We start from the raw sequence: 23,714 nt of genomic DNA on the forward strand, positions 1-23,714 counted from the left end.
ACTAGAAACCCCTCCAAAAATGATATATATTTATTTATTCTTACGCTGCTGTTCCTTACTTCTTGCTGTCACCTCCCTAAAAAGGAATTTACCTACATACGCTTTCTTAATACGTGGAAGCTAAATTTATCAGCTCTAAAGTAATTGATAGAATATAAGATTGGCTCATCATTTTGATCATAGTGCATTTGTTTTAATACAAGCAGTGCTGTTTCAGGCTCACATTCTAAAATTGGTGAGATTTTAGGGTGATAGCCAATTGGCTCAATGTGAGCAACCGCATATGTTATGCGCTTATGCGTGTTATTATGTATCACCGTTAATAATGATTCCTCATTGTAACCCGATAAGTCTGGCAATATTTCTTTTGCAAGTTTATCGATACAATACACAACAGGTTCCCCATCTGCTGTACGCACGCGTTCAATCATCACTGCATTAAAACCATCTTCACTATTAAACTTCTCTTTTTCCTCTTCTGTTAAAGTTGTAGTAGATGATGATAAAAAGATTGTTCCTGGTGTTTTCCCCACACTAGAAATCATATCTGTAATACTAGAAAGTTGTTCTATTCCAGAAGAAAATAATGGCTTTGCATTTACAAATGTCCCTACACCATGTCTACGAATGACAACATTTTCTTCTTCTAAAATACGCAACGCTTCCCTTAAAGTCGCTCTACTTACGCCAAGTTCTTTCGCTAAATCAAACTCTGATGGTAACTTTTGTCGTTCTTTATAAGCGCCATCTTTAATTTTTTCTTTGATGTGATCAATCACCCGTAGATATAGGTGACGACTATCAGATTTTACTGACATAAGACTCCCCCGCATTTCAATTATTCGACCTCTGATGTAAGACTTCTTTTCTCTTTTTTTCAACTTACAACATAGTACAAATGACTAAACACCAAAATAAGTGTAATTGTCGAATAAATAATAATAATTTTTTAAAATAAAATTTTCACTCTTTATTGCATAAAAAAAACTTTGCACCATAAACATTCCTCATTTCGAGAAAAAGTTCGGCACAAAGATCCTTTACATCCTTTGTTACACACTTTTCCCCTCATAGTCTAGCAATTCATGGTTGCCAGGTAGAAACTTATGGACCTTATCTCCAAGATTATATGAGGCAGTGATTCTTTTCGAAGTAATCTTACCACTTGCTCTCATACGTGTCAACAAAATCTAACATTTTTCTGCATTAAATATCGAACATTTACATAAAACATACTAAAAGTATTCGTATTCTAAAGGGCACCCCTAAATGTAAGCCCTTTCTTTATCGCTGAGTATAGTATATAACAAAAACACTATATAAAAAAGCCTAATTGTAAAAACAATTAGGCTTTTTTTAAGAACTTTTTTCTTGTACATCATTAATGAGTACTTCCCTCGGTTTACTCCCTTCATACGGACCTACTACACCATTCATTTCCATTGCATCAATTAGGCGAGCAGCTCGCGTATAACCTACTCTAAACCTACGTTGTAACATAGAAACAGATGCTGTTTGCATTTCCACTACAAGTTGAACCGCTTCATCATATAATTCATCTTCTACTTCCTGCTTCGTATCAGGAACATCTTGCGGAATCATATCTTCTTGATATTGTGCTTTTTGCTGTCCAATAACATATTCTACAACTCTCTCAACTTCATCATCTGATAGAAATGCGCCTTGTACACGTACAGGTTTCGATGCACCAATTGGTATAAACAGCATGTCTCCACGACCTAGTAGCTTCTCTGCACCACCACCGTCAAGAATTGTACGAGAATCTGTTTGAGAAGATACAGCGAATGCAATACGTGATGGAATATTTGCTTTAATAACACCCGTAATAACGTCAACTGACGGACGTTGCGTTGCAATAATTAAATGAATACCAGCAGCACGAGCCATTTGCGCTAGACGCATAATTGCATCCTCTACATCAGACGAAGCAACCATCATTAAATCTGCTAACTCGTCCACAATTACTACAATATAAGGTAATTCGGGTTGTTTCGCTTCTGATTGACTATTATGCTCTTTTATATAATCGTTGTATCCTTCAATGTTACGTGTACCACTATGAGCAAACAATTCATAACGACGTTCCATTTCACTCACAACTTTTTTCAATGCTTGCGATGCTTTTTTCGGATCAGTTACAACTGGCGTTAACAAATGAGGCACACCGTTATATACATTTAGCTCTACCATTTTCGGGTCAATCATCATTAATTTTACTTCATGTGGTTTTGCACGCATTAAAATACTAACAATAATACCGTTAATACATACACTTTTCCCGCTACCTGTCGCACCAGCTACGAGTAAATGAGGCATTTTATTTAGACGGGCTAATACAGCTTCACCTGTAATATCTCGGCCAAGACCAATTAACAACTTCTCTTCCGGATGATTATTAGCCTTAGAGTCAAGAACTTCCCTCAGCGTTACCATCGAAACCTCTGAGTTTGGAACTTCGATCCCTACAGCTGATTTCCCGGGAATTGGCGCTTCAATACGAATGTCCTTTGCAGCTAAAGCAAGGGCTAAATCATCACTTAAACTGACAATTTTACTTACCTTTACCCCCATATCAGGATACACTTCATATTTTGTAACTGCAGGACCTCTATGCACTTTTGTTACTTTCGCTTTCACTCCAAAACTTTGGAATGTACGTTCTAATTTACGAGCATTCTCATAAATTTCCGCATTTTCATTTGTAACTTGCTTATTCTTTGGAAATTTTAATATATCAAGTGAAGGAAGCTTGTAATCTTTATTTTCTACATTTGAAAATTGCATAGGAGGTGCTTGCGCTTCACTCTCTAACGATTCAACAATTTTTTCTCCACGCTTTTTCTTTGGTTCTTCAATTGGCGGAGTCTCTTCAATAAACGGTGAAGTGATCAACTCTTCTTGCTCTACTTCGATTCGTTTATCCTCTTCTTCATTTACAGGATAATTCTCAGTGAAATTCGAAATAATCGGAGGATCAATTGAGATTTCTTCCATCGGCTCAATAATTTCTTCTTGTTCTGCAGCACGTTTGCTTCTTGTGCTTCTTGTTGTTTTTTTCTTTTCTGTTTGTTCAGCCGTTCTTTTGGCTCTCCAATCTTTATAATCCCCTTGCATCACTTGAAACTGACTTCTAAGAATTCTACCAACTGGAGCTAACACTTCTCCAATATGCTTATTTGTTATACAAAGTATACCGAGAATAACTAGAATAATACCAATGATATAAGCTCCTACTTCGTCAAATAAGAAGTAACATGTTGCGAACATAAGCGCACCAAACATACCACCACCTAAATGAACGCTATCTGGCCCCTTTTTCATTTCAAGAAAGAAGTTATCTTTCGTACTCACAATAACAGAAGTATTTTGCACTGCTCCATCTTTTGTAAGAAGGTTAAATAATGTAATATGACTAAACATTAATATCGCCAATACAATTAAATAAAATCCAATTAATCGTTTATTTAAAAGGTTCGGCCATCCGCGTTTTATAACAAAGGAAACCGATAAAGCTATTACACCTAACACACCAATTATGTACCACTCACCAAAGAAGAAGCGAAAAAATAACACAAACGATTTCCCTACAACGCCTAGCTGTAAAATCGTAATGATTGAAAGTGCAAAAAGAGTTAAACCGACGATTTCATAATACAAAGTTGGCTTTATCGTACGTCTTGCCTTTGCCTTCGTCCCTCTTTGCTTTTGTTTTGCCATTTCTTCACCTCGTGTTCTACATATAAGTAAAGCTCCCTTCAAAATGCTCTATTTATATGTCTGTTTTCTCTATTTTTCAGGTCTTTATATCTTCTATTTTTACACTTCTTGTAAAATGCTAAATAAACAGAAGAAAGCAGCCTACTCATGGCTGCTCAACCGTCTTGTTTTTTATATTATACCATAGCTTCTAAACAAAATCCTTCTTTTTGCTAAAAGGTTATTTTCTGACCGGGCTCAAACTCTAAATAGTGAAGTGGGTCCGTACTTAGCACACGTACAATAGAATAACATCCATGTTCCTCTTCAGAAACCATTAATTCCACACCATTTATATTTACAACTTTTTGACTTTCACATTGTGAATAATCGACCGGATACACAAGTTGCTCTGGCATAATTGTATATAAAATCATTGTAGCATTGTCCCTTCTGTACTATCTTCCGCACGAACATCTATTAATTCGTTTAATTTTCGAATCGCATTTCCAATACCGCCGACATCATCTATAAGACCGTACTTTACTGCATCCCCACCAATTACATTCGTCCCAATATCTCGCGTTAAATTTCCTTTCGCAAACATAAGCTCTTTAAAACGATCTTCTGTTACTTTCGAGTGCTTCGTCACAAAACGAATGACTCTTTCTTGCATCTTATCCAAATACTCAAATGTTTGTGGCACACCTATGACAAGACCTGTTAAACGAATTGGATGAATTGTCATCGTCGCAGTTTCCGCAATAAACGAATAGTCAGTAGAAACAGCAATTGGTACACCGATGGAATGTCCCCCACCTAAAACTAGAGATACTGTTGGTTTTGAAAGTGAAGCTACCATTTCAGAAATTGCTAGCCCAGCTTCAACGTCACCTCCAACTGTATTTAATATTAAAAGCAAACCTTCAATTTTCGGATTTTGTTCAATCGCAACAATTTGCGGAATGATATGCTCATATTTTGTTGTTTTATTTTGCGGTGGTAATTGAACATGACCTTCCACTTGTCCGATAATCGTTAAACAATGAATACGTGATTCATTCATCTGTGGTACATTTGTCTGTCCAAGCTGTTGAATTTTTTCAACTATTGAAGCCTCTTTTCCAGCTTCTTTTGGCTCAGCTTCTTTTTCTTCATTTGTATATCGATCACGTTCTGTCATTTCGCATCCCCTTTCACTCGTATATAACTATTATTTCTTAAGTTATAAATTTCATTCGATAGGGTTAAAAAGAAAAAAGATCACCCATAAGGGTGATCTTTTTATACTTCCATAATAATCGGTAAAATCATAGGTTTTCTCTTTGTCTCTTCGTACAAGAACTGTCCTAATAATTCACGAATATTTTGTTTTAACATTGACCATTCAATTGAATATTCTTTAATTGACTGCTCAACAATCATACGTACAATCTCTGTAGATCGTTCAATTAACGCTTCTGATTCACGAACATATACGAAACCACGTGAAATGATTTCTGGACCAGAGATAATTTTCTTTTCATCTTTACCAAGCGTTACAACAACTACTAGTATCCCATCTTGAGATAACATCTTTCTATCTCGAAGAACGATATTACCAACGTCACCTACACCTAATCCATCAATTAAAACATTACCAGCTTGTACTTTACCGACTAAGTTTGCTTCATCGTCACCAAAAGCAATTACATCGCCTTTTTCTACGATAAAGATATTCTCTCTTGTAATACCTACATCTTCAGCTAAATATGCATGTGCTTTTTGCATACGGAACTCACCATGTACGGGTACAAAGTACTTTGGTTTCATTAAATTTAACATTAATTTTAATTCTTCTTGGCTACCGTGACCTGACACGTGAACTTTTCGTTCGCCGTAATAAACAACTTCAGCTCCAGCTCTAAATAACAAATCAATAATTTTTGATACAGATATTTCATTACCCGGAATTGGCGAAGCAGCAATGATAACAGTATCACCTTTACGAATTGAAATTTGTTTATGTGCTTGTTTTGCCATTCTAGATAGAGCAGCCATCGGTTCACCTTGACTACCTGTCGTTAAAATAGCTACCTTTTTCTCTGGGAAGTTGTCTACTTCTTGTAATGAAATAACCATACCTTCTGGAACATCTAAATAACCAAGACGTCTTGCAATGTCTACTACTTTCACCATACTACGTCCTACTACCGCTACTTTTCGCCCTGTTTCAGCAGCTGCATCAAATACTTGTTGAATACGATGTACATTCGATGCAAATGAAGCAACGATAATACGACCTTCTGCGCCGTAGAACACTTTAGAGATTTCTACACCAACTTCTTTTTCTGAACCTGTATAGCCTGGGCGCTCTGCGTTTGTACTATCAGATAATAAGCAAAGTACGCCTTCATTTCCGATTTGCGCCATTTTCCCAAGGTCTGCTCCACTATTTCCAATTGGAGTTTGATCGAATTTAAAGTCTCCCGTATATACGACTGCACCTTTTGATGTATGGAAACAAACGCCAACAGAATCCGGAATACTATGTGTCGTTCCGAAGAATGACACCGTTGTAGTGTTAAATTCTACTGTTGAATTTGAATCGATTGTTTTTAGGTCTACACGGCCTAACATGCCCGCTTCACCAAGTTTTTCTTGTATAAGTCCTACTGTTAATTTCGTTGCATAGACTGGAATAGATAATTTACGAAGCACATACACAATTCCACCAATATGATCTTCATGACCGTGAGTAATAAATAAACCTTTTACTCGCTCTTGATTTTCCACTAAATATGTAATATCAGGAATAACGATATCAATTCCAAACATTTCATCTCCCGGGAACATTAACCCTGCATCTACGATAAAGATTTCAGAATCAATTTCAACACAGTACATGTTTTTCCCGATTTCACCTACTCCACCAAGAGCAAATACTTTAACAGACTCATTCTCTTTTCTCTTCATGTTGTTGCCTGGTTTAAAAATCTTGCAAACACTGATTTCACTAAAATTGCAGAGACACCAGGGGAAACTCTACAACCACCATATTTTCACCGTCCAAGACGAATGTCCTTACCGTTATGCGATATCATGTCCTTGTTTATTTTTTAAACCAGGTTTCACCTCTCTTTCATTATATAAATCAAATATCTTATTCGATATGATATGAAAATTTAATTAAACTATAATTTTTCCCAATTTTGCTAAGCATACCCGTACTAAGCTACTTAGCCATATTATACCTGATACAAGAAATAGAACACAAGTTAAATCGTGCGAAAGAAAGAGTAAAAGAACGGAATGACAACAAAAGTATCGAACGTATTTCCTTTATATTTACTTCGATTTTAAACTCCATATTATTTTGAAGAACTAGCCATACATACGCTAAATTCATTTCATAATAGGGAGTTTCAAGATTTATTTTTCTAGAATCCAACAAAAACACTTACAAAATGGAGTTTTTTTATGAATTACGTCAAATTTGAGGGGATTTCTCTAAAAACAAACACCGTAGTTTATTACGTTTATTCCATAATATCTATCATTTTTCGACTCAGTTAAAGGGGTACGATTATTTTCTTATACACATAATGAAGAAGCGATTAATATTCTTATAAGAACACATATAAGTGAGAAAAAGAGGAAAAGATTTGCATATAATAAAAAATGACCTAGTTCTACACTAGGTCATTTTTTATTAACGAGGGATAGATTGCATTACAGATTGTAACGTTACTCTTTCTTCTTCTGTTAATGGAAGAAGTGGTAAACGTACAGAACCTACATCTAATCCAACCATTTGTAACGCTGTTTTTACTGGAGTTGGACTTGGCGCCATAAATAATGAATCAGTTACTCTTACAAGTAATTGATGTAATTTTTGCGCCTTCTTAAATTCTCCTGCTTGAAATGCTGTAATCATTTCTTGCATTTCGTTTCCGATAACATGAGAGGCTACCGAAACGATACCTTTCGCTCCAACTGCCATAGCTGGTAACGTTAAACCGTCATCACCGCTGTATACCGCAAAGTCGTCCGCTGTTTTTTCAATGATTTCTGTCATTGTTAACACATCGCCGCCGGCATCTTTAATAGCAACAATGTTTTCTATTTCTGATAAACGAACAACTGTATCAACGGAGATTTGTACAATAGATCGTCCTGGAACGTTATATAGCATAACCGGAAGCGGCGTGCTTTCAGCAATTGCTTTAAAATGCTGATACATTCCTTCTTGACTCGGTTTGTTATAATACGGTGCTACTAGCATTACTGCATCCACACCAACTTCTGTTGCCTTTTTAGTTAAGTCAATAGAAGCATGCGTATTATTGCTACCTGTTCCAGCGATTACGGGCACTCTTTTATCGACAACAGATACGACATGGCGATATAACGCTACTTTCTCTTCTGAAGTTAATGTAGGAGATTCTCCTGTCGTTCCTCCTACCACGATTGCTGTTGTACCGTTATCAATTAAATAATTTACCAATTTCGTTGTCTTTGCAAAATCGATATTCCCGTTTATATCAAACGGTGTTACCATCGCGGTTGCAATTGTCCCAAAATCTATCATGGTCTCACTCCTTATTGTTCCAGTTGCTTTTCTTTTGAAAGCTCAAACGCACTATGTAATGCATTTACAGCCTCCACTAAATCAGTTTCTTTTACAAGAACCCAAATTGTTGTATGACTATCTGCCGATTGCAGGATTTGAATACCTTTTTCCGCTAAAGCTGTAACGATTTTCGCAGTAACCCCTGGGTATCCTGCCATTCCAGCCCCAACGATAGATACTTTCGCACAATGTTCTGTCACAATTGGCTCATATCCAAGGTTCTGTAATAATTTAACTGCATGACTTGATACATTATCACTCACCGTATATGCTACGCCAGTAGGTGAAATATTAATTAAATCAACACTTATTCCTTCGTTCGCCATCTCTTTAAACACATGTTGTTGCAAATCATATGCCGTTTCTTTTGCAAGCACTTTAATTTGCGTTACGTTTGATACGTGGGCAATGCCTGTAACAGGACGTTCTTCTACATCACGACCTCTTGTAGCACCGTCATATGCTGAAATAAGCGTACCTTCACTATCAGAATACGTAGAACGTACACGAAGTGGCACTTTTGCATGCATCGCAATTTCAACTGCACGTGGATGAACGACTTTCGCACCTTGATAAGCCATGTTACAAATTTCGTTATACGTTACAGTTTGAAGATGACGTGCATCTTTTACAATACGAGGATCCGCAGTCATAACACCTTCTACATCAGTGAATATATCGATGTATTCAGCATGAAGTGCAACACCTAATGCTGAAGCTGAAGTATCACTACCTCCGCGTCCAAGTGTTGTCGTATCACCTTTTTTTGTTTGCCCTTGGAATCCTGTAACGACAATTACATCTACATTTTCTAACTCTTCATGTATACGATCGCAATTCATTTCAATAATCTTTGCATTCGTAAAGTCATTATTCGTTACAAAACCAGCTTGTGCACCATTTAATGCTGCTGCTTTTATACCGTTCTCATTCAACATATTAGAGAAAACAATTGCAGAGATTAACTCTCCACACGATAATAATAAATCTTGCTCACGTTTAGAAATAGTAGATTCCTCTTGATTTACAAGACTTAATAACGTATCCGTTGCATATGGTTCACCTTTACGGCCCATAGCAGATACGACAGTAACTACTTTATAACCAGCAGCTAATGATTTTTTTATATGATGAAGCGCATGCTTACGTCCATTGTCATCACGTACTGATGTGCCACCAAATTTTTGAACAATTATTTTCATATTTTGCACCTTCTCTTAGCCGTTTACACTAATTGTAATTTTACTAAGCGCTCTGCAATTTGAACAGAATTCCATGCAGCGCCTTTTAATAAGTTATCAGATACGACCCAAAGATGGAATCCTTTATCGTTATTTAAATCTTTACGGATTCTTCCAACGAATACTTCGTTTTTACCTACTGCAGTAGCTGGCATTGGATATAACTGCTCTTCTGGATTATCTTGCAGAACAATACCTTCCGCATTTGCAAGTAAGCTCTTTAATTCTGCTACTGTTACGCCTTCTTTTTCTACTTCGATGTAAACAGACTCAGAGTGTCCTGATACAACTGGTAAACGTACACATGTTGCCGCTACTTCTAATTCAGGCATATGCATAATTTTTTTCGTTTCGTTAATCATTTTCATTTCTTCAAACGTAAATCCATTATCTTGGAATTTATCAATCTGTGGAATCGCATTAAAAGCAATTGGGAAATGCTTCTTATCACCTGATACAGGAAGAACATTTGCCTTAACTTCTTCGCCATTTAAGATTGCTTGTGATTGTTCATGCAGTTCTTCAATAGCTGCCGCACCAGCACCTGATACAGCTTGATATGTGGAAACGATTACTCGTTTTAAACCATATTGCTGACGAACTGGCTCAAGAGCTACTACCATTTGAATTGTAGAACAGTTTGGATTTGCAATAATACCATTATGTTCTTTTAAGTCGTTTTCATTTACTTCAGGTACAACAAGTGGCACGTTTTCTGTCATACGGAATGCACTTGTATTATCAACAACAATCGCACCGCGTTTTGCTGCTTCTGGGGCTAATTGTTTCGATACAGATCCACCAGCACTAAATAGTGCGATATCTACTCCTTCAAAGCTTTCAGGAGTTGCCTCTTGAACCGTAAATTCTTCGCCTTTAAATACAAGTTTCTTACCTGCAGATCGTTTAGATGAAAGTAACGTTAATTTCCCGATTGGAAATTCTCGTTTCTCTAAAGTATTTAACATTTGTTCACCAACTGCGCCGGTTGCTCCAACTACAGCGACATGAAAAGTTTTTTGCTTTTCCATCACTATGCCCCTTTCTAGATACCAATCCTTCTATAACTTAGAATCAGAAGGAGTATACAATACCCCTTCTAATCTTAATAACGTTAATTTTATCATATTCTACAGTAAGAATGATGGTTTCATCAAAAATTGTCCGTTTTTTTTCGTTTTTTAATTCATATATCTGAATTTTTCTACGACCACAGGTTGCAATTGCTTCCCTTGCAGCGCTTCTAATACTGTATCTTCCAGTAATTCCATACGAGCTACCATTGAGTTTGGTTTCTTCTCTGGTGCATCTTGACCGAATGGGACGAAGTAGATGTTTTTTGTTGCCATTAGGCGCATGAGGTTGTTACCAACAGGGTGATAACAAAGCTAATGAATTTTTCATTTTTCTTCTATATATATATTTTTCCTCAAGTTTAGAAAAATTGCAACGGGACTTCTTGAAAGAAATGAACTATGTCCCCGTAGGAGTTATATCCACAGCTGTAATTTTACAAGTTGAAATAGCGAATCTAAAGAGTGTAGGTGGAGGTGGATTTATAGGTATTGGCAAAGTACCTATCAATATACCAAGAGCTGTTTGTTCCACATTAAAGCCTGTTGCAATAGAACCATTACTTACTAAAAGATTCACTGTAGAACCAATCAGTGTATCTAGTAATTCTCTAATTGGTCGTTCACGACAATCACATTCGCACCCTAAATCGGCAGGTGGAAGTAATGTTAGAGGTGGTACTGTTAGTGAAAACCCTACCCCTATTACATCAGAAATATTGACCACGAAGGTTGTGGTGCTAACTGGATCTGTAACTGTAACTAAAAAATCATTCACGGAAGTAATATTGAATAAAAAGAAACGAGGGGCTACGTTTGGTGCGTCTGCAATAGTGGTAAGAAGCACAGTCTGCCCGACAAGTTGTTGCAAAACCTCCTGCATAGGGAAAACACAGCAATCACAAAGACAGCCTTCAGTTGCTCCCGTTGGGCCTGTTAGACCTGTTAGACCTGTTGGACCTGTTGGACCTGTTGGACCTGTTGGGCCTGTTAGACCTGTTGGGCCTGTTAGACCTGTTGGACCTGTTGGGCCTGTTAGACCTGTTGGACCTGTTGGACCTGTTGGACCTGTTGGGCCTGTTGGACCTGTTGGACCTGTTGGACCTGTTGGACCTGTTGGACCTGTTGGACCTGTTGGACCTGTTGGACCTGTTGGACCCGTTGGACCTGTTGGACCTGTTGGACCTGTTGGACCTGTTGGACCCGTTGGACCCGTTGGACCTGTTGGACCTGTTGGACCTGTTGGTAAAGTAAATGGTGGGATAGGGGACAGTGTAGGGCCAATTATATTTGGATCTAATGCATTAGCTTGAAGTACTTCATTTGTTTTTTTTATTTCATTTTTATCAAACACATACCTACCTCCTATGAGTATACTGTATTGTAGTAATATATACAGTTACCATACATATACATAAGTTTCATTTATCGTTATATGATATGTTTCTCTTTGGCTATTGTGTATCTTAAATCGTAGTGAACCATTCACATTTACCTTCTCATCAATTGTAAATTCCTTATCTATATCTACATACTCTGCCAAAAAGAGAATCGTATGTTGTATTTTTCCTTCTATTATATTGTCATTTCACATCCTATAAATTTATTTTCATTTCCAAACATGTATTTCATATTCTTCATTAATACAATAAATGAATTCCACGGTAAAGATACAAAATTTATATATCTAACATTTATAATTTATGTTATGGTACAATATGTTAATTAATTACAACACTTTCTAAAAGGGGTATACATAATGAAAGCAAGGAAGCGGTATAAAAGAAATAGAGGAATAAGATATGTCCTTTAATTTAGGGGGAGCATCTTCATGAAAGTTGTACGCTCTATATTTAAAGGCTTTCGTTTAATAGGTTTAATTGTAAAGCCAATACTTAAAGCGTTATCTAAAAGTAAATTTTAAATCTCATAAATATTAAAATCCCCTTCTGCATATAGGTGCAAAAGGGGATTTTTTTCAAATTATTCTATTCGTTCTACAGACAGTACTCATAGATAAATAAGAAACGGTGTATATTTACCCTAACATTTATAAAGATGAAAATCAATATATAATTATCTACATATAGAACCAGATAATAATTTTTATTAATAAAACTATTCTTTTGTTTTATTTTTTAATGTACTCGTACCACCAGTTTCTTTCATCCATCCAAGCTGTAATCTTATCAAGCTCGCCATTAGGTAGTACTTCAGTTTGTAAGTAAGCTAAACCAGTTAATGGATCAGAGACAACCTTCCCTTTTGTTCCACGCTCATTCATAGCATTTACGACTTCCTGAACCAGTGAAATGCCAAATCCACCAGATTTAACGTATTGATAGCCACCATTAGCAACAAATTTTTCTGTTTGTTCCTCTCCTGTAAACCAAGCTAACGGTTTACTGCCAATCAATTGGTTCAAATCACACTTACCGATACCAGGTACATTACCTGTCTCTGTGTATTGCCAGATATCACATGGATAAGCTGGTCTATTCCCACCATATCGGGGAATCCATACAAAATCAGCGTTTACTTTATCCGCCTGGAACTCTTTATATGTATGATGACCAACATATAGACCAACCTTTTTAGCACCTAACTGGCGTAATTCATCAATAAAAGCTAACGTTCCAGCTAACATATTCCCCATTGTTTTCACTTCCACATCAGCTACCCAGAACAATGCTTCTTTATCCCCACGATTCCAAAAGTCACGAGCTTCTACACGTGCATCATTTTCAGAAACGAATCGACAAAACGCATAGTTACCAAAAGAAACACCACGTTTTTTCATTTCACCAACATAACTTTGATACATATGATCAACTACGTTAGAACCATCTTGCACCCTAGCAATTACTAAGTCTAATTGCAGTGCTGCTACATCCCAGTTAATATTACCATTCCATTTTGAAATATCGACGATATACCCCATTATTGAACATCTCCTTCAAATAGTTTTTGTTTGATTTCTGTTACATCTTTAGAGATAGATCCAAAAGCCTTTGCTTGCTCTTCTATTACTTGTTGGTTTCTATCAATTACTTGTTGATACTTTTCTTCACGCTGCTCATTCTTTTTTTGTGTAGTAAATAGCATCCACACAAATAACGCTGCAAATGCACCTTGTTGAATAACTGAGTTGAAAATTGCATCTTCCACTGTTCTCATCTCCTTTTTTGACAATAAAAAAAGACCAGCTTATGGCTGCTCCTGCTCTGTTTGTGTGTTATTTTCATTAGTTGGTGTTGGCGGTTCTTGAGATGGGTAGTTCCCTGTAAGTGATGCATAACACTCTAAACAAATATTCTTTTTCGCAAATCCCATATCTAGTGGGTACAAACGCGCTCCGCGTTTACATATTTCACACAACGTAGCAATTCGAAACTTTACTGTCCCATCCATTTCTCTCCATACTTCGACCCTGCTAACACCGTTTAGCAGACCTGCATTATTTAACATATCAGCAGGTATTTGAACAAAAATCCCTGTCTCTGTACGCTCTGCATCCACCAGCCTCCCCATAAAAGGAAAGCTTTCACCTGCTTGAAGTGGCATCATTTGATTCTCATCCATTCTTACTTCTCCTTTCTATCCAAGTGCATTAAATTTCCAACCACTTGGAGTACTCGCATAAAAACCTGCTCCAGCATTACCGTCTGTAAAACGAATATGCCCCCATTGTTGGAATCCACCCCCACCTAAGTTAACTCCCTGCATTGCTCGTATATTCCTAAAGATTTTAACTTCTTTTTCAGTACTTATATCAAACGTTTGTCCGTCTGGTGCTGGAGTTATATTATTATTCACACCACCTATAGCAAGTGCGTTAAACGGCTGAATGCCATCCGCTCTTTCTGCTGCTGCACGATCCCAATTATACATAGATGCATATTTGCCACTGTATAGCGTTACACCACTTACACAAATCGCTGTCCCTTGTCTCATGTCAGCACTTCCAGAACAAACTTTAATAATCAATGCATGTTGTTGCGGAATATAGTTTTTCGGCACTTTGAAGGTAAATGAATATCTTCTGATTTCTCCATAAAATGTAGACGGCTCAGGAAAGTCCATTTTTTGTTCATTCCATATATCGTAACTTACATTGTCTCGGAATTTAACACAACATACATGTAAGCGTGGTTTCCCTGTTTTACGTACACCATTTATCATAGATGCTCTAAAGTGAGCAGATACTGTGTATTCATTTCCAGGATGTATCCCATTATTCACGATCGCTTCTGGATAGTTATACATGTCTACCCTTGTAGCATTCACCATTTGCTCGTAATCGAATATATGTGTATTCTTTTCTATTACGACATTTCCCCATGACCTCCAAGTAAGACCGTATCCACCTTCAAAGCCATAATAATCGTTATGTCCAATGTTTTTCTTTGTAACACTAGAAAAGTCGGGATCTGCTATTAGGTTTCGTCTTGATACTGCAGTTGTTTTTGTTCCCCATTCGTCTTGGAATAGAAAATCTAGCATTTTAACAGTTACACCATCTTTATCAATGGTTATCTTATCACCGTTAATTCTAATAAGATTCGTATCAATACCTTTTGCTGTTAGCCATTTGACCATTGTATCTGCATTAATATCCAGTTTTGCAGCATTGATTGTAATTTTCCCAGGGGACATATTGATGGCAGTGACAATTCCGTCCTTTAAAATCTGCGCTAAAATCCCTTCATCTAAAACTTCTAACCTAGATTCCGTTTTCCTTGCATAGGCATTATAAGTCTCATTTATAAACGTTTCTTGTTTTCTAGAAACAATTGTAATACCTTTTTCATTTGCGCCAATACTTCTTTCTAACTCTGTAACTTTCTGATTGTATTTCTCAGTAGCTACTCTATTAGCTATATCTTCTAGCATTTTATCAACATCCGTTTGATCTTTCGGATGTAACCAAAATTCTGTAGCTATGATGCCACGTTGTAACATAGGTGCAGTACACCATAAACGCCCATTTCTTGTAACATAATAACGCCATCTCACAAACGATGTATTGGCTGGCGCTTTATCTGAACATACAGCACGAACCCATGTATGATTTACAACCTTGATATTTGTTTTAGCTGTTTTAATGCGAGTTTTTTTGTCACCGGTCCACCATTCAATTTCAATAAATGCACCACCACTATCAATAGGTGTTTTCCCATCAGTATTGAAATAACCTGATGCAACAAATTCTTCGTTAACCTGACACTCAATGAATTGGCTTGTAAGTCCCCACCAACGATCCTGAGTCTGGCCAGTAACGGTAATTGCAAATGTATTCATACCTTTGTATTTTAAATTCGTATCAACAGAACCAATAGCCCCATTACCGCTATTCCAAAACCAATATTTCTGTCCTAACTTAAAATCAGCATCACGCAACTCGTTGACAGTACCTAAACCGCCTACATAATCCTCAACATCTTTCTTTTTCATTGTTAATTTCAATGCTTCAGAGTGTTGCTGTATCGTTGTGGCCGCCTGAGTTAATGTTTTCCCTTGCTCAGTTTGTGTTTCCTGTAATTTCTTAACACTTGCAGTTGTTCCTTCTGCATTCTTTTCTACAGTGTTAACACGTTCATTAAAAGAGGTTTGTGTTTTTTCTACCGTTTTAATACTTTCTTTAATACCATCCACACTTTTTTCAATCTCGGTTGTTTTCTTAGTGAATTCATCGCTCGTTACTTGATTTTCTGGAGCTGGTGTCCAATCCTGTGGCTTATTACCTTTATATAAAGCAACCCATTCTACAATGGCTTTTGTAGTGTTACTTGGAAAGTTATACAGACTCAACTTTCTTTCATTTCCACTCGTTGCTGCTACAGCTTTAAAAGTTACATAGGTAATTCCATTTGCATAAACACTTGTTGCATATCCAACATTATTTGAACCGCCATTTTGCCAAATCCCGAACTTTTGACCTGCAGGGACACTCCCTTTAATTACAAAAGTATATTCCTCACCTGTAGAGAAATTTTCAGTTAGAGAATATTGATTAATTAAATAATCTGCTTTTTCATATTTAGCATTTGAATTTAATAAAAGATTACGTCCTCCAGCTTTATCGTTATTAACTTTCTTTTCTACGCCCTCCAACTTCTCACTAATCTGACCAGCTTTTTCTGTAATTTCAGTGGTGGTTTTCTTTAGATCATTTGTTGTTTTCTGCACCTCAGAGATTGTCTTTTTCGTACCTTCAGCAGTCTCTACCACTGTATTTAATTTTTCAGTGATTTCTCCATCTTTTTTTGTTAAGGACTCAATAGATTTAGTAAAACCCTCGTTAGTTTGTTTCATTTCAGAAACAGTTTTATTAATTTCACCTTGAGAGTTTTGTACATTTTTAATAGTTTGCGAAACTTCTTGGAGACTATTTTTAACTTCCTTGAATTGTCCCGAAGCTTCTTTTTGCGCTTCTTCCACTTTTTTATTTAATTCTTCTTTTGTAAGTTTAATATCTTTATTAACCTGTTCCATTGTTTCTGTCTTGATAGTTTCCACATCAGGAATAAGAAGCTCCCAACCTTTACCGTTCCACACTTTTAAAATACCTGGTTTACCGTCGCTAATATCTCGCCATAGTGTCTTGCCTATTATAAGGTTATCGGTCGGTGGATTTTTAGCTTCAATTATATTTACCGTATTATTTTTAAGATTCTCTTGAACTTTTTCAGCCAGTGTTTTTGCTACTTCTGATTCTTTCTTAGCATTATTAGCTGTTTCATTTGCTTTTTTCACTAATTCATCTAACTGATCTATCAGTTCTTGCTTACTTCCTAGTGAACTAAGAATACGATTGTAAATCTTTCGTAGTTCTTCATTTGGATCTGTAATCTCACGGTAATCACCAAATGCGTATTTATCTTGTGAAGGATCAGTATGTGATTCATCACCGGCGATTGCCCTTGCTTCTAAATAAAGCTTAGGTGCGAATCCAACATCTTTAATTCGGATTGTATCTCCTTCATTGATTAACTCGTGAGCCAGTCCAAATACACGCCCTATACTCTGTGCTTGAACATCATAAGAGACAGAGGTATTCACGCGTTTTGCTAACTCTGTTTTCATAAGAGTCAACAAGCGTTCTGGTGTTATATCTTCTTCTGTTTCTGGAGTATAAAATCCAAATTTGTGTTTACCTTTTTCATTCCAACGTTGAAATGCATCGTTATCCACAATATATGGAATACCCTTATTTATATCTGAGATAGTGAGAACTTCTCCACCTTCTTTCTTGATAAAGCCAATTAAAGCTGTACAAATGTTTTGTGAGTTTTCAATACGTTTAATTCCAACTAAATCTTTACCTAACGTGACTTCCTTTCCTGTTTCTCTACCTCTTTTTTTCACCATGTCTACATACCAACCTGCAATTCGAGAACCAACCACTTCAACACGGTATATAATTTCTAGTTCAAATAGGGAAGCAATCTTTTTTAAGAAACTCAATGGATCTATAAATTCATCAATAGTCATAGAATGAAATCCAGCATACTCCGTTTTACCACGCTTCCATTTTGTACCTACAAGAGCAACATCCATAAATTCATTTACTGTCTTACCTTCAATTTTCTGCGGACGAATATAGTCATCTTTAGCAAGATTAATCCATGCACCTGATGCATAAGTAATTACGGATCTATCGTCAGGGTCTTTTTCTACTTCAGTGATTACATACGGAACAATACGCCCATCCCTTACTTCTTTTAATACTAAGTTTTGTTGCATAAGTGTTGCTGCATATTTCGTGTTATCAAATACTTTAAACTCTAAAGTATCGATATTATTCTTGATTTCCCAATGACGTTTATCATCCCAATAATCTTTTGGTTGTATAGCTGAAACGATTTGGCTAGTTTTAAAATCAATAATATGTAAGACTCCACTTGGCGTTCTCATCTAAATCGCTCCCTATATGTAACCTTTGCTGTTCCGATATCATAAGGCATAATTTCTAGTGTATTCATACCTTTATTAATGATAGGAAAATTACTGAAAATGTCCTTAATATTAATCGCATCCTTCCCTTCAATCGTTACATGACTATTTTCGGTATCAATTACGACTTTATCGCCAACATCTACTATATAAGGCGGTGTGTTTTTCGTATTTAAATTCACTTTCCAAAACTTTAAATCACTAACTGACATTGCTTCTACTGGTGGTACATCCTGCCATTGCATAATGCTAATCTGTATTTGAGCTGCTTTTTCCATGTGATAGTTATTTTCATCTGTCCACCGTGCAAAACGCTCTGAATCATCTTTTTCTGTCCCAGGAAGAAATTTCGAAATATACGCTTCCCATACATTTCCTGTTCTAGCTATCCACAATCGTCCAAAATATTGATTCCATGTATTCGGATAATCACCACTCTCATAAATCAGCCCTGTTTTCCCTGGCTTGTTATCGTATCCAATAACCATCGTTCCAAAATTTTGTTCAGCTTGCCAAAAGAGATCATTCATAGCAATTTTTGAAAGCACCTTACTGTTTTCGTCTAATATCGCTATCTCAACTCGGCCCATTTCATTGATTTTCTTACTCTTACATGTAACGTAGGCTTGCATAATAAAATCTTGTACTGGACCACCAGGTATACTCTTTTTGACAGCTGCACCGTGCCATCCTTTTCCCGTTCCAGTCCCAAAATCAGAACAATAGAATTGGTATTTATCTGATTTCATTTCACCAACCGGTTCACCATCTTCCATTGAACTGACTTTACTCCATCCAACAGTAGTGGCCATTTCATCCCATACTATACGTTGATTCCTTTCCACAGGCTTTTCTACAGTTTTGAGTGGCATACCGATACGAAAATAATCTCGATTACTTAAAGATATCCCACCAAACCATACATCTAAAAAAGTGTTTGGTTTTTTAATGTCAATCTCAATAATAGGATTAGAATGAACGGTTCCTTTGTTTTGAACATTTGCCGTTAACCCAAGCGCACCTGTTTGAAAATCTACTGTTCGAGTAGGTCCTAATTTATATGGCATCGGACAAATAAACTTCAAAGTGCCTTTACCTAACGTAACGAAATCATCAGGATTAAAATCTTCATCAATCACAACTAAATATGTTCTATCAGGAGTTGCATCAAATACTAGCTCAACTGCTTCTTCTGTAATTAACCATGCTGCTATTTCTTCTTTTAACGTTTCTAAATCTGTTCCATCTGGAACGATAATTCCTACAGGGACAGGAAGTGGACGAGGATCTGTATCCGTTCCTAATAATCTTGCACCTGGATATCCAGGTGTTTTTAAGAAATTACGTTTTAAAGGTGCCCATGTTGGTGGACTCCATCCCTTTTCTATTTGAATGTACTCCTTTCGTTGGTGGTTAAAAGTAAAAGAACTCATGCCAACACCTCATTTCTTTATAAAATAAAAGAAACCCAAACCTAAAAGGCTGAGTTTCTTTTTGCTTCTCTTTCTTGATACTCGGTTGTATAGCGATAAGTACCGCGTGCCACGTCTCTCCCTTCTAAATTAACAGGCACTTCAATAACTAAATCTCCACCAAGCATTGGAATAACTCCACCACTAGAAGACGAACCAGATCCGTAATTAATCACTTGATTTGATACGCTGCTTGCCATAGCTTGTCTACTATTTGACATGCTTCCATACACACCACTCATGACACTCTTTAATCCTGATAATTGACTCACAGAACTAGCCATCATACGGCCCATGTCACCCATTAGTTGATTTATTTCTCTCGGCATAGCAAATTGTTGTCGTGGCATGGCTGCCACAATTCCTGCACCAATATCTCCAAGTGTCTTTTTATTCAGAGGAAGCACTGCTTCTCGCCCCGCTTCTCCTGCACCCTGCAAGTTTCCGCCATTCATTCCAAAGATAGTTGGTTTAGTAAAGATACCACCTTTTGCGCGCCAATCAATATTAATTCCTGACGGAAATGTAATATCTTTACCTAAAACATTTTTCGTGCTTGTTTGTAAGCTAAAGTGTGGAAGAGGTGGCATTTCTGGTTTTGGAATTTTTAACTTCAAGTCACTAAAGAATCCTTTAATCTTCCCAATGAATTTTTCTATACTGTCAACTGCATCTTTAATTGGATCTATAATAAAATGTTTTGCCGCTTCAAATTTTTCTTGAGCTGCATTCTTAACAGAATCAAATTTTTCCCGTGCTGTGTTGTACATATCATTGAATTTCTCTTTTGCAGAATTATAAGCTGAAATAACTGGTTCAACGATGTATGTGTAAACCATCTTCCACGCTTCTAGTGTATAACCTTTTATTTTCGCCCAAATTCCTAACATCCAATTGGATAAATCACTAAACTTTTCTTTTACTAAATTCCAAGTATCTTGTACAGGTTTTATAATATATTGTTTAAATAACCCCCATGCTGCTGATGTATATGATTTAACTGTCTCCCATTGTGAATTTAGCCAAGAAACTAAATCACTGAACTTTTCTTTTACTAAGTTCCAAGTGTCTAGAACAGGTTGAATAATATATTGCTTAAATAGTCCCCAAGCAATTTGTGCCATAGCTTTTGCAATTTCCCATTGTGTACCAAGCCAAGTGACCATTTCACCGATTTGTGTACTTACCCAGTCGTATGCTTCCTGAATCGGTTGAATAATATATTGACAGATTGCCGCCCATGCAATTTGTGCACCTGCCTGTATTAACAACCAACCAGCTTCTAAAACGGTAGAAACTGCCGAAATAATTGGATCTAAAACAGTAAGAATTGTATCCCATGTTTCTTGCCATGCTTGCGTTAATGTTCCCCACAATTCAGACGCCGTTCCAACTAAAGAGGACCACCAAGAGGAAGCAGTTTCAACAATGCCAGACCATAAACTACTAAAGAATTCACCTATCGGATCAAAGAAACTATGCATCATTTCTATGAAAGAAGACCATGCTTCAGAAAAGAATTCAACAGTAGAATTCCATGCATCGCTACACGCCTGCTTTACACCCTCCCATAAATCACTAAAAAATTGACCTATCGGATCAAAAAATTCATGCATTACTTCTAAAAATGAAGACCATGCTTCACTACAGGATTGGGATATCCCGTCCCAAAGCTCTACTAAGTACTCTTTAATAGAATCCCATGCTTCTATTGTCCAATTTTTAATATCATCCCAGTTTTTATAAATAGCCACTCCTAGAGCAACTATAGCAGCTATGATAATAGGAACAATAGCAACTATACCTAGTGCCGCGGCGGCCCCAATTTCAAATACCCCCATGACCGATACAACAATTGGTGCAATAGCCATAAGTGCCCCTGAAATTACTCCAATAGCCGTTGCAACTGCTGCTAATGTCGATGCTAATTCTGGATTATTAGAAATCCAATCAGCGATACTAGCAACAACATCAGCAATTACTCCTAGTATAGGTTCAAGAGCCATTTGTAAATCACCCATCGCTTTTTGGAACTTTACAGCTGGATTTGCATCTAATTTTTTAACAGATTCATTTAAGTTGTCTTGGTTTTGTTGAAGATCTTTTGTTTTCTTAGAAGCTTCAATTAAAGTGTTTGTTAAATTTTGACCTTGATCTTCAAACATAGTGGCTAGAACTTTAACCCCAACCTGATTTTTCTTAACTGGGTCTTCTATTCCGTCAATAGCTTTAGCTACTTCTACCATCGCTGCTGCGCCATCTCTTCCGCCTTTAGCGACAGATGCTCCCCATTTTTCTATTTGTTCAGTTGCGATACCAGAACCGTCAAGCGCTTCTTTTAAGGCCTTATCAGCTCCTTGTGCGAATTCAGTTAATTGGATCCTACCTTCTTTCAGTCCGTCTAAAAGATTATCGATATTCCAACTACCGGTTTCAACACCAGCTTCCATAATTGCTTGGACTTCCTCAGCTTTAAAGCCTGCACGGGTTAGCTGGCTACCATATTCAGCAATGATGTCTAACTGTTCTGGCGGAAATCCCATTTTTAACAAAGCATCAACCATACCAAGAGCACTATCTTGCGTTATTCCTAATTCATTTCCTATTTCATAGGTTTCTTGAATCAACTCTGTAAAATCTATACCGTCATAGGATTGCGCGATTGTTGCTGCACCTTTAACGATAGATGCATTCGCTTCATCACTAATATCTTTATTTAAAGCCCATTGCCTACGTACACCAGCAAGTGATTCTTCAGCATCCACTCCATAAGCTGTTACGCCTCTTATTGCTTCTTCTACTGATTTTTTCGAGGATTCAGGGACATCAAAAGATATATCAATTTTGGTTTTCAATTTTGACATATCAAGTGCTTTTTCAACAGCTGTTGCAATTCCACCACCAGCTGCTAATCCACCGATAACATTCTCTAACCCTACTTTTAGACCTTCAAACTTCTTCTCGGTTCTGCCAGCTTCTTGTTGTAAGTCTCTTAACTCATTTTGTACTTGTTGAATAGAGTTTCCGGCATCCACAGATCGGAGGGCGCGTTGTAATTTTTCAATATCAGCTTCAGTTCCTAAAGCTTCACGACCAATAAGACCAATTGCTTGTTCTAACTGTCGACTTGTAGCCGATCCACTTTTAATTGCATTTACAAGCCGATTACCTAATGCGCTCGCAAAATCATCAACACTTTTTCCTGTGGCACTAAATAAAGTTTCTAATTGCCGTGTTGAACTTGCTACATTTTCTTGTTCGGCTTTCATATTACCGAGCTTGTTTTTCAGACCATCAAGTGACCCTTGTGTAAATTCAATTTCACGCCTAAATGCGCGGTACTGCTCTTCTGAGATTTTCCCATTTTGAAATTGCTCTTGAACCTGTTGCTCCGCTTCTTTTAATTTATCGAGCTTTTGTGTAGTTTTTTCAATTTGTTGTGTAAGCAACTGTTGCTTTTGAGCAAGTGCCTCAACGTTACTGGAATCAAACTTTAATAAACGTTCAACATCTTTTAACTCTTTAGCCAAAGAATCACTTTGCTTATTCACGTCTTTTAAGGCATTTTGTAACGGCTGCGTATTTCCTCCAATTTCAATCGTAATTCCTTTAATTTTTCCTCCTGCCATTATCTCACCCCTTT

Annotated in this window: 15 protein-coding genes, 1 pseudogene and 1 riboswitch; all 16 genes and pseudogenes read right to left on the bottom strand. The window is 36.9% G+C overall.

What is annotated here, in order from left to right; genetic code table 11:
* Positions 1 to 92: 92 nt before the first annotated feature.
* Positions 93 to 818 carry a GntR family transcriptional regulator gene (locus GBN91_RS14080; protein WP_000114182.1) on the bottom strand — a complete coding sequence of 242 codons (726 nt, stop codon included), beginning with the start codon at positions 816 to 818 and terminating at the stop codon, positions 93 to 95.
* Positions 819 to 1,051: 233 nt separating this feature from the next.
* Positions 1,052 to 1,153, bottom strand: a riboswitch (purine riboswitch).
* 203 nt (positions 1,154 to 1,356) lie between these two features.
* Positions 1,357 to 3,738, bottom strand: a complete 2,382-nt coding sequence (locus GBN91_RS14090; protein WP_001118782.1) for a DNA translocase FtsK — start codon at positions 3,736 to 3,738, stop codon at positions 1,357 to 1,359.
* Between the two features lie 212 nt (positions 3,739 to 3,950).
* Positions 3,951 to 4,154 (bottom strand): YlzJ-like family protein, encoded by a 204-nt coding sequence (locus GBN91_RS14095; protein WP_000605036.1) that lies wholly within the window; start codon positions 4,152 to 4,154, stop codon positions 3,951 to 3,953.
* Complete coding sequence (tepA, locus tag GBN91_RS14100) at positions 4,151 to 4,900, bottom strand: translocation-enhancing protein TepA (RefSeq protein WP_000139806.1); 750 nt, start codon at positions 4,898 to 4,900, stop codon at positions 4,151 to 4,153. Before tepA ends, GBN91_RS14095 begins: the two co-directional genes overlap by 4 nt.
* A 101-nt stretch (positions 4,901 to 5,001) precedes the next feature.
* Positions 5,002 to 6,672, bottom strand: a complete 1,671-nt coding sequence (locus GBN91_RS14105; protein ID WP_000823096.1) for a ribonuclease J — start codon at positions 6,670 to 6,672, stop codon at positions 5,002 to 5,004.
* Positions 6,673 to 7,408: 736 nt separating this feature from the next.
* Entirely contained in the window at positions 7,409 to 8,287 is an 879-nt protein-coding gene (gene dapA / locus GBN91_RS14110) for a 4-hydroxy-tetrahydrodipicolinate synthase (protein ID WP_000564763.1), read from the bottom strand.
* 11 nt (positions 8,288 to 8,298) lie between these two features.
* On the bottom strand, positions 8,299 to 9,531 hold the full coding sequence (gene dapG, locus GBN91_RS14115) for an aspartate kinase (protein WP_152121621.1): 1,233 nt from the start codon (positions 9,529 to 9,531) through the stop codon (positions 8,299 to 8,301).
* Between the two features lie 23 nt (positions 9,532 to 9,554).
* A complete protein-coding gene (gene asd / locus GBN91_RS14120; RefSeq protein WP_000414846.1) occupies positions 9,555 to 10,601 on the bottom strand; it encodes an aspartate-semialdehyde dehydrogenase in 1,047 nt (348 codons plus the stop codon).
* A 150-nt stretch (positions 10,602 to 10,751) separates the two neighbouring features.
* Positions 10,752 to 10,940: pseudogene (gene spoVFB, locus GBN91_RS14125) on the bottom strand (dipicolinate synthase subunit B); the annotation flags it as partial.
* Positions 10,941 to 11,043: 103 nt separating this feature from the next.
* A complete protein-coding gene (locus tag GBN91_RS14130; protein WP_152121622.1) occupies positions 11,044 to 11,997 on the bottom strand; it encodes an exosporium leader peptide-containing protein in 954 nt (317 codons plus the stop codon).
* A gap of 777 nt (positions 11,998 to 12,774) precedes the next feature.
* A complete protein-coding gene (locus tag GBN91_RS14135) occupies positions 12,775 to 13,584 on the bottom strand; it encodes a GH25 family lysozyme (protein ID WP_152121623.1) in 810 nt (269 codons plus the stop codon).
* Positions 13,584 to 13,820: a BhlA/UviB family holin-like peptide gene (locus tag GBN91_RS14140; RefSeq protein ID WP_001261076.1), complete on the bottom strand. Its 237-nt coding sequence runs from the start codon at positions 13,818 to 13,820 to the stop codon at positions 13,584 to 13,586. Before GBN91_RS14140 ends, GBN91_RS14135 begins: the two co-directional genes overlap by 1 nt.
* 30 nt (positions 13,821 to 13,850) lie before the next feature.
* Entirely contained in the window at positions 13,851 to 14,225 is a 375-nt protein-coding gene (locus GBN91_RS14145; protein WP_097999696.1) for a hypothetical protein, read from the bottom strand.
* Between the two features lie 15 nt (positions 14,226 to 14,240).
* Positions 14,241 to 18,560, bottom strand: a complete 4,320-nt coding sequence (locus GBN91_RS14150) for a phage tail spike protein (RefSeq protein ID WP_152121624.1) — start codon at positions 18,558 to 18,560, stop codon at positions 14,241 to 14,243.
* Positions 18,557 to 20,032 carry a distal tail protein Dit gene (locus tag GBN91_RS14155; protein WP_152121625.1) on the bottom strand — a complete coding sequence of 492 codons (1,476 nt, stop codon included), beginning with the start codon at positions 20,030 to 20,032 and terminating at the stop codon, positions 18,557 to 18,559. Before GBN91_RS14155 ends, GBN91_RS14150 begins: the two co-directional genes overlap by 4 nt.
* Before the next feature lie 41 nt (positions 20,033 to 20,073).
* A complete protein-coding gene (locus GBN91_RS14160; protein WP_152121626.1) occupies positions 20,074 to 23,700 on the bottom strand; it encodes a phage tail tape measure protein in 3,627 nt (1,208 codons plus the stop codon).
* Between the last annotated feature and the right edge of the window lie 14 nt (positions 23,701 to 23,714).

The sequence above is a fragment of the Bacillus sp. B1-WWTP-T-0.5-Post-4 genome (assembly GCF_009183795.1).
GTDB lineage: Bacteria > Bacillota > Bacilli > Bacillales > Bacillaceae_G > Bacillus_A > Bacillus_A cereus.

Bases quoted from the DNA above. Each gene is read 5' to 3' on its own strand.
- GBN91_RS14080 (WP_000114182.1), bottom strand. From the start codon at position 818: ATGTCAGTAAAATCTGATAGTCGTCACCTATATCTACGGGTGATTGAT.
- GBN91_RS14090 (WP_001118782.1), bottom strand. From the start codon at position 3,738: ATGGCAAAACAAAAGCAAAGAGGGACGAAGGCAAAGGCAAGACGTACG.
- GBN91_RS14095 (WP_000605036.1), bottom strand. From the start codon at position 4,154: ATGATTTTATATACAATTATGCCAGAGCAACTTGTGTATCCGGTCGAT.
- tepA (WP_000139806.1), bottom strand. From the start codon at position 4,900: ATGACAGAACGTGATCGATATACAAATGAAGAAAAAGAAGCTGAGCCA.
- GBN91_RS14105 (WP_000823096.1), bottom strand. From the start codon at position 6,672: ATGAAGAGAAAAGAGAATGAGTCTGTTAAAGTATTTGCTCTTGGTGGA.
- dapA (WP_000564763.1), bottom strand. From the start codon at position 8,287: ATGATAGATTTTGGGACAATTGCAACCGCGATGGTAACACCGTTTGAT.
- dapG (WP_152121621.1), bottom strand. From the start codon at position 9,531: ATGAAAATAATTGTTCAAAAATTTGGTGGCACATCAGTACGTGATGAC.
- asd (WP_000414846.1), bottom strand. From the start codon at position 10,601: ATGGAAAAGCAAAAAACTTTTCATGTCGCTGTAGTTGGAGCAACCGGC.
- GBN91_RS14135 (WP_152121623.1), bottom strand. From the start codon at position 13,584: ATGGGGTATATCGTCGATATTTCAAAATGGAATGGTAATATTAACTGG.
- GBN91_RS14140 (WP_001261076.1), bottom strand. From the start codon at position 13,820: ATGAGAACAGTGGAAGATGCAATTTTCAACTCAGTTATTCAACAAGGT.
- GBN91_RS14145 (WP_097999696.1), bottom strand. From the start codon at position 14,225: ATGGATGAGAATCAAATGATGCCACTTCAAGCAGGTGAAAGCTTTCCT.
- GBN91_RS14150 (WP_152121624.1), bottom strand. From the start codon at position 18,560: ATGAGAACGCCAAGTGGAGTCTTACATATTATTGATTTTAAAACTAGC.
- GBN91_RS14155 (WP_152121625.1), bottom strand. From the start codon at position 20,032: ATGAGTTCTTTTACTTTTAACCACCAACGAAAGGAGTACATTCAAATA.
- GBN91_RS14160 (WP_152121626.1), bottom strand. From the start codon at position 23,700: ATGGCAGGAGGAAAAATTAAAGGAATTACGATTGAAATTGGAGGAAAT.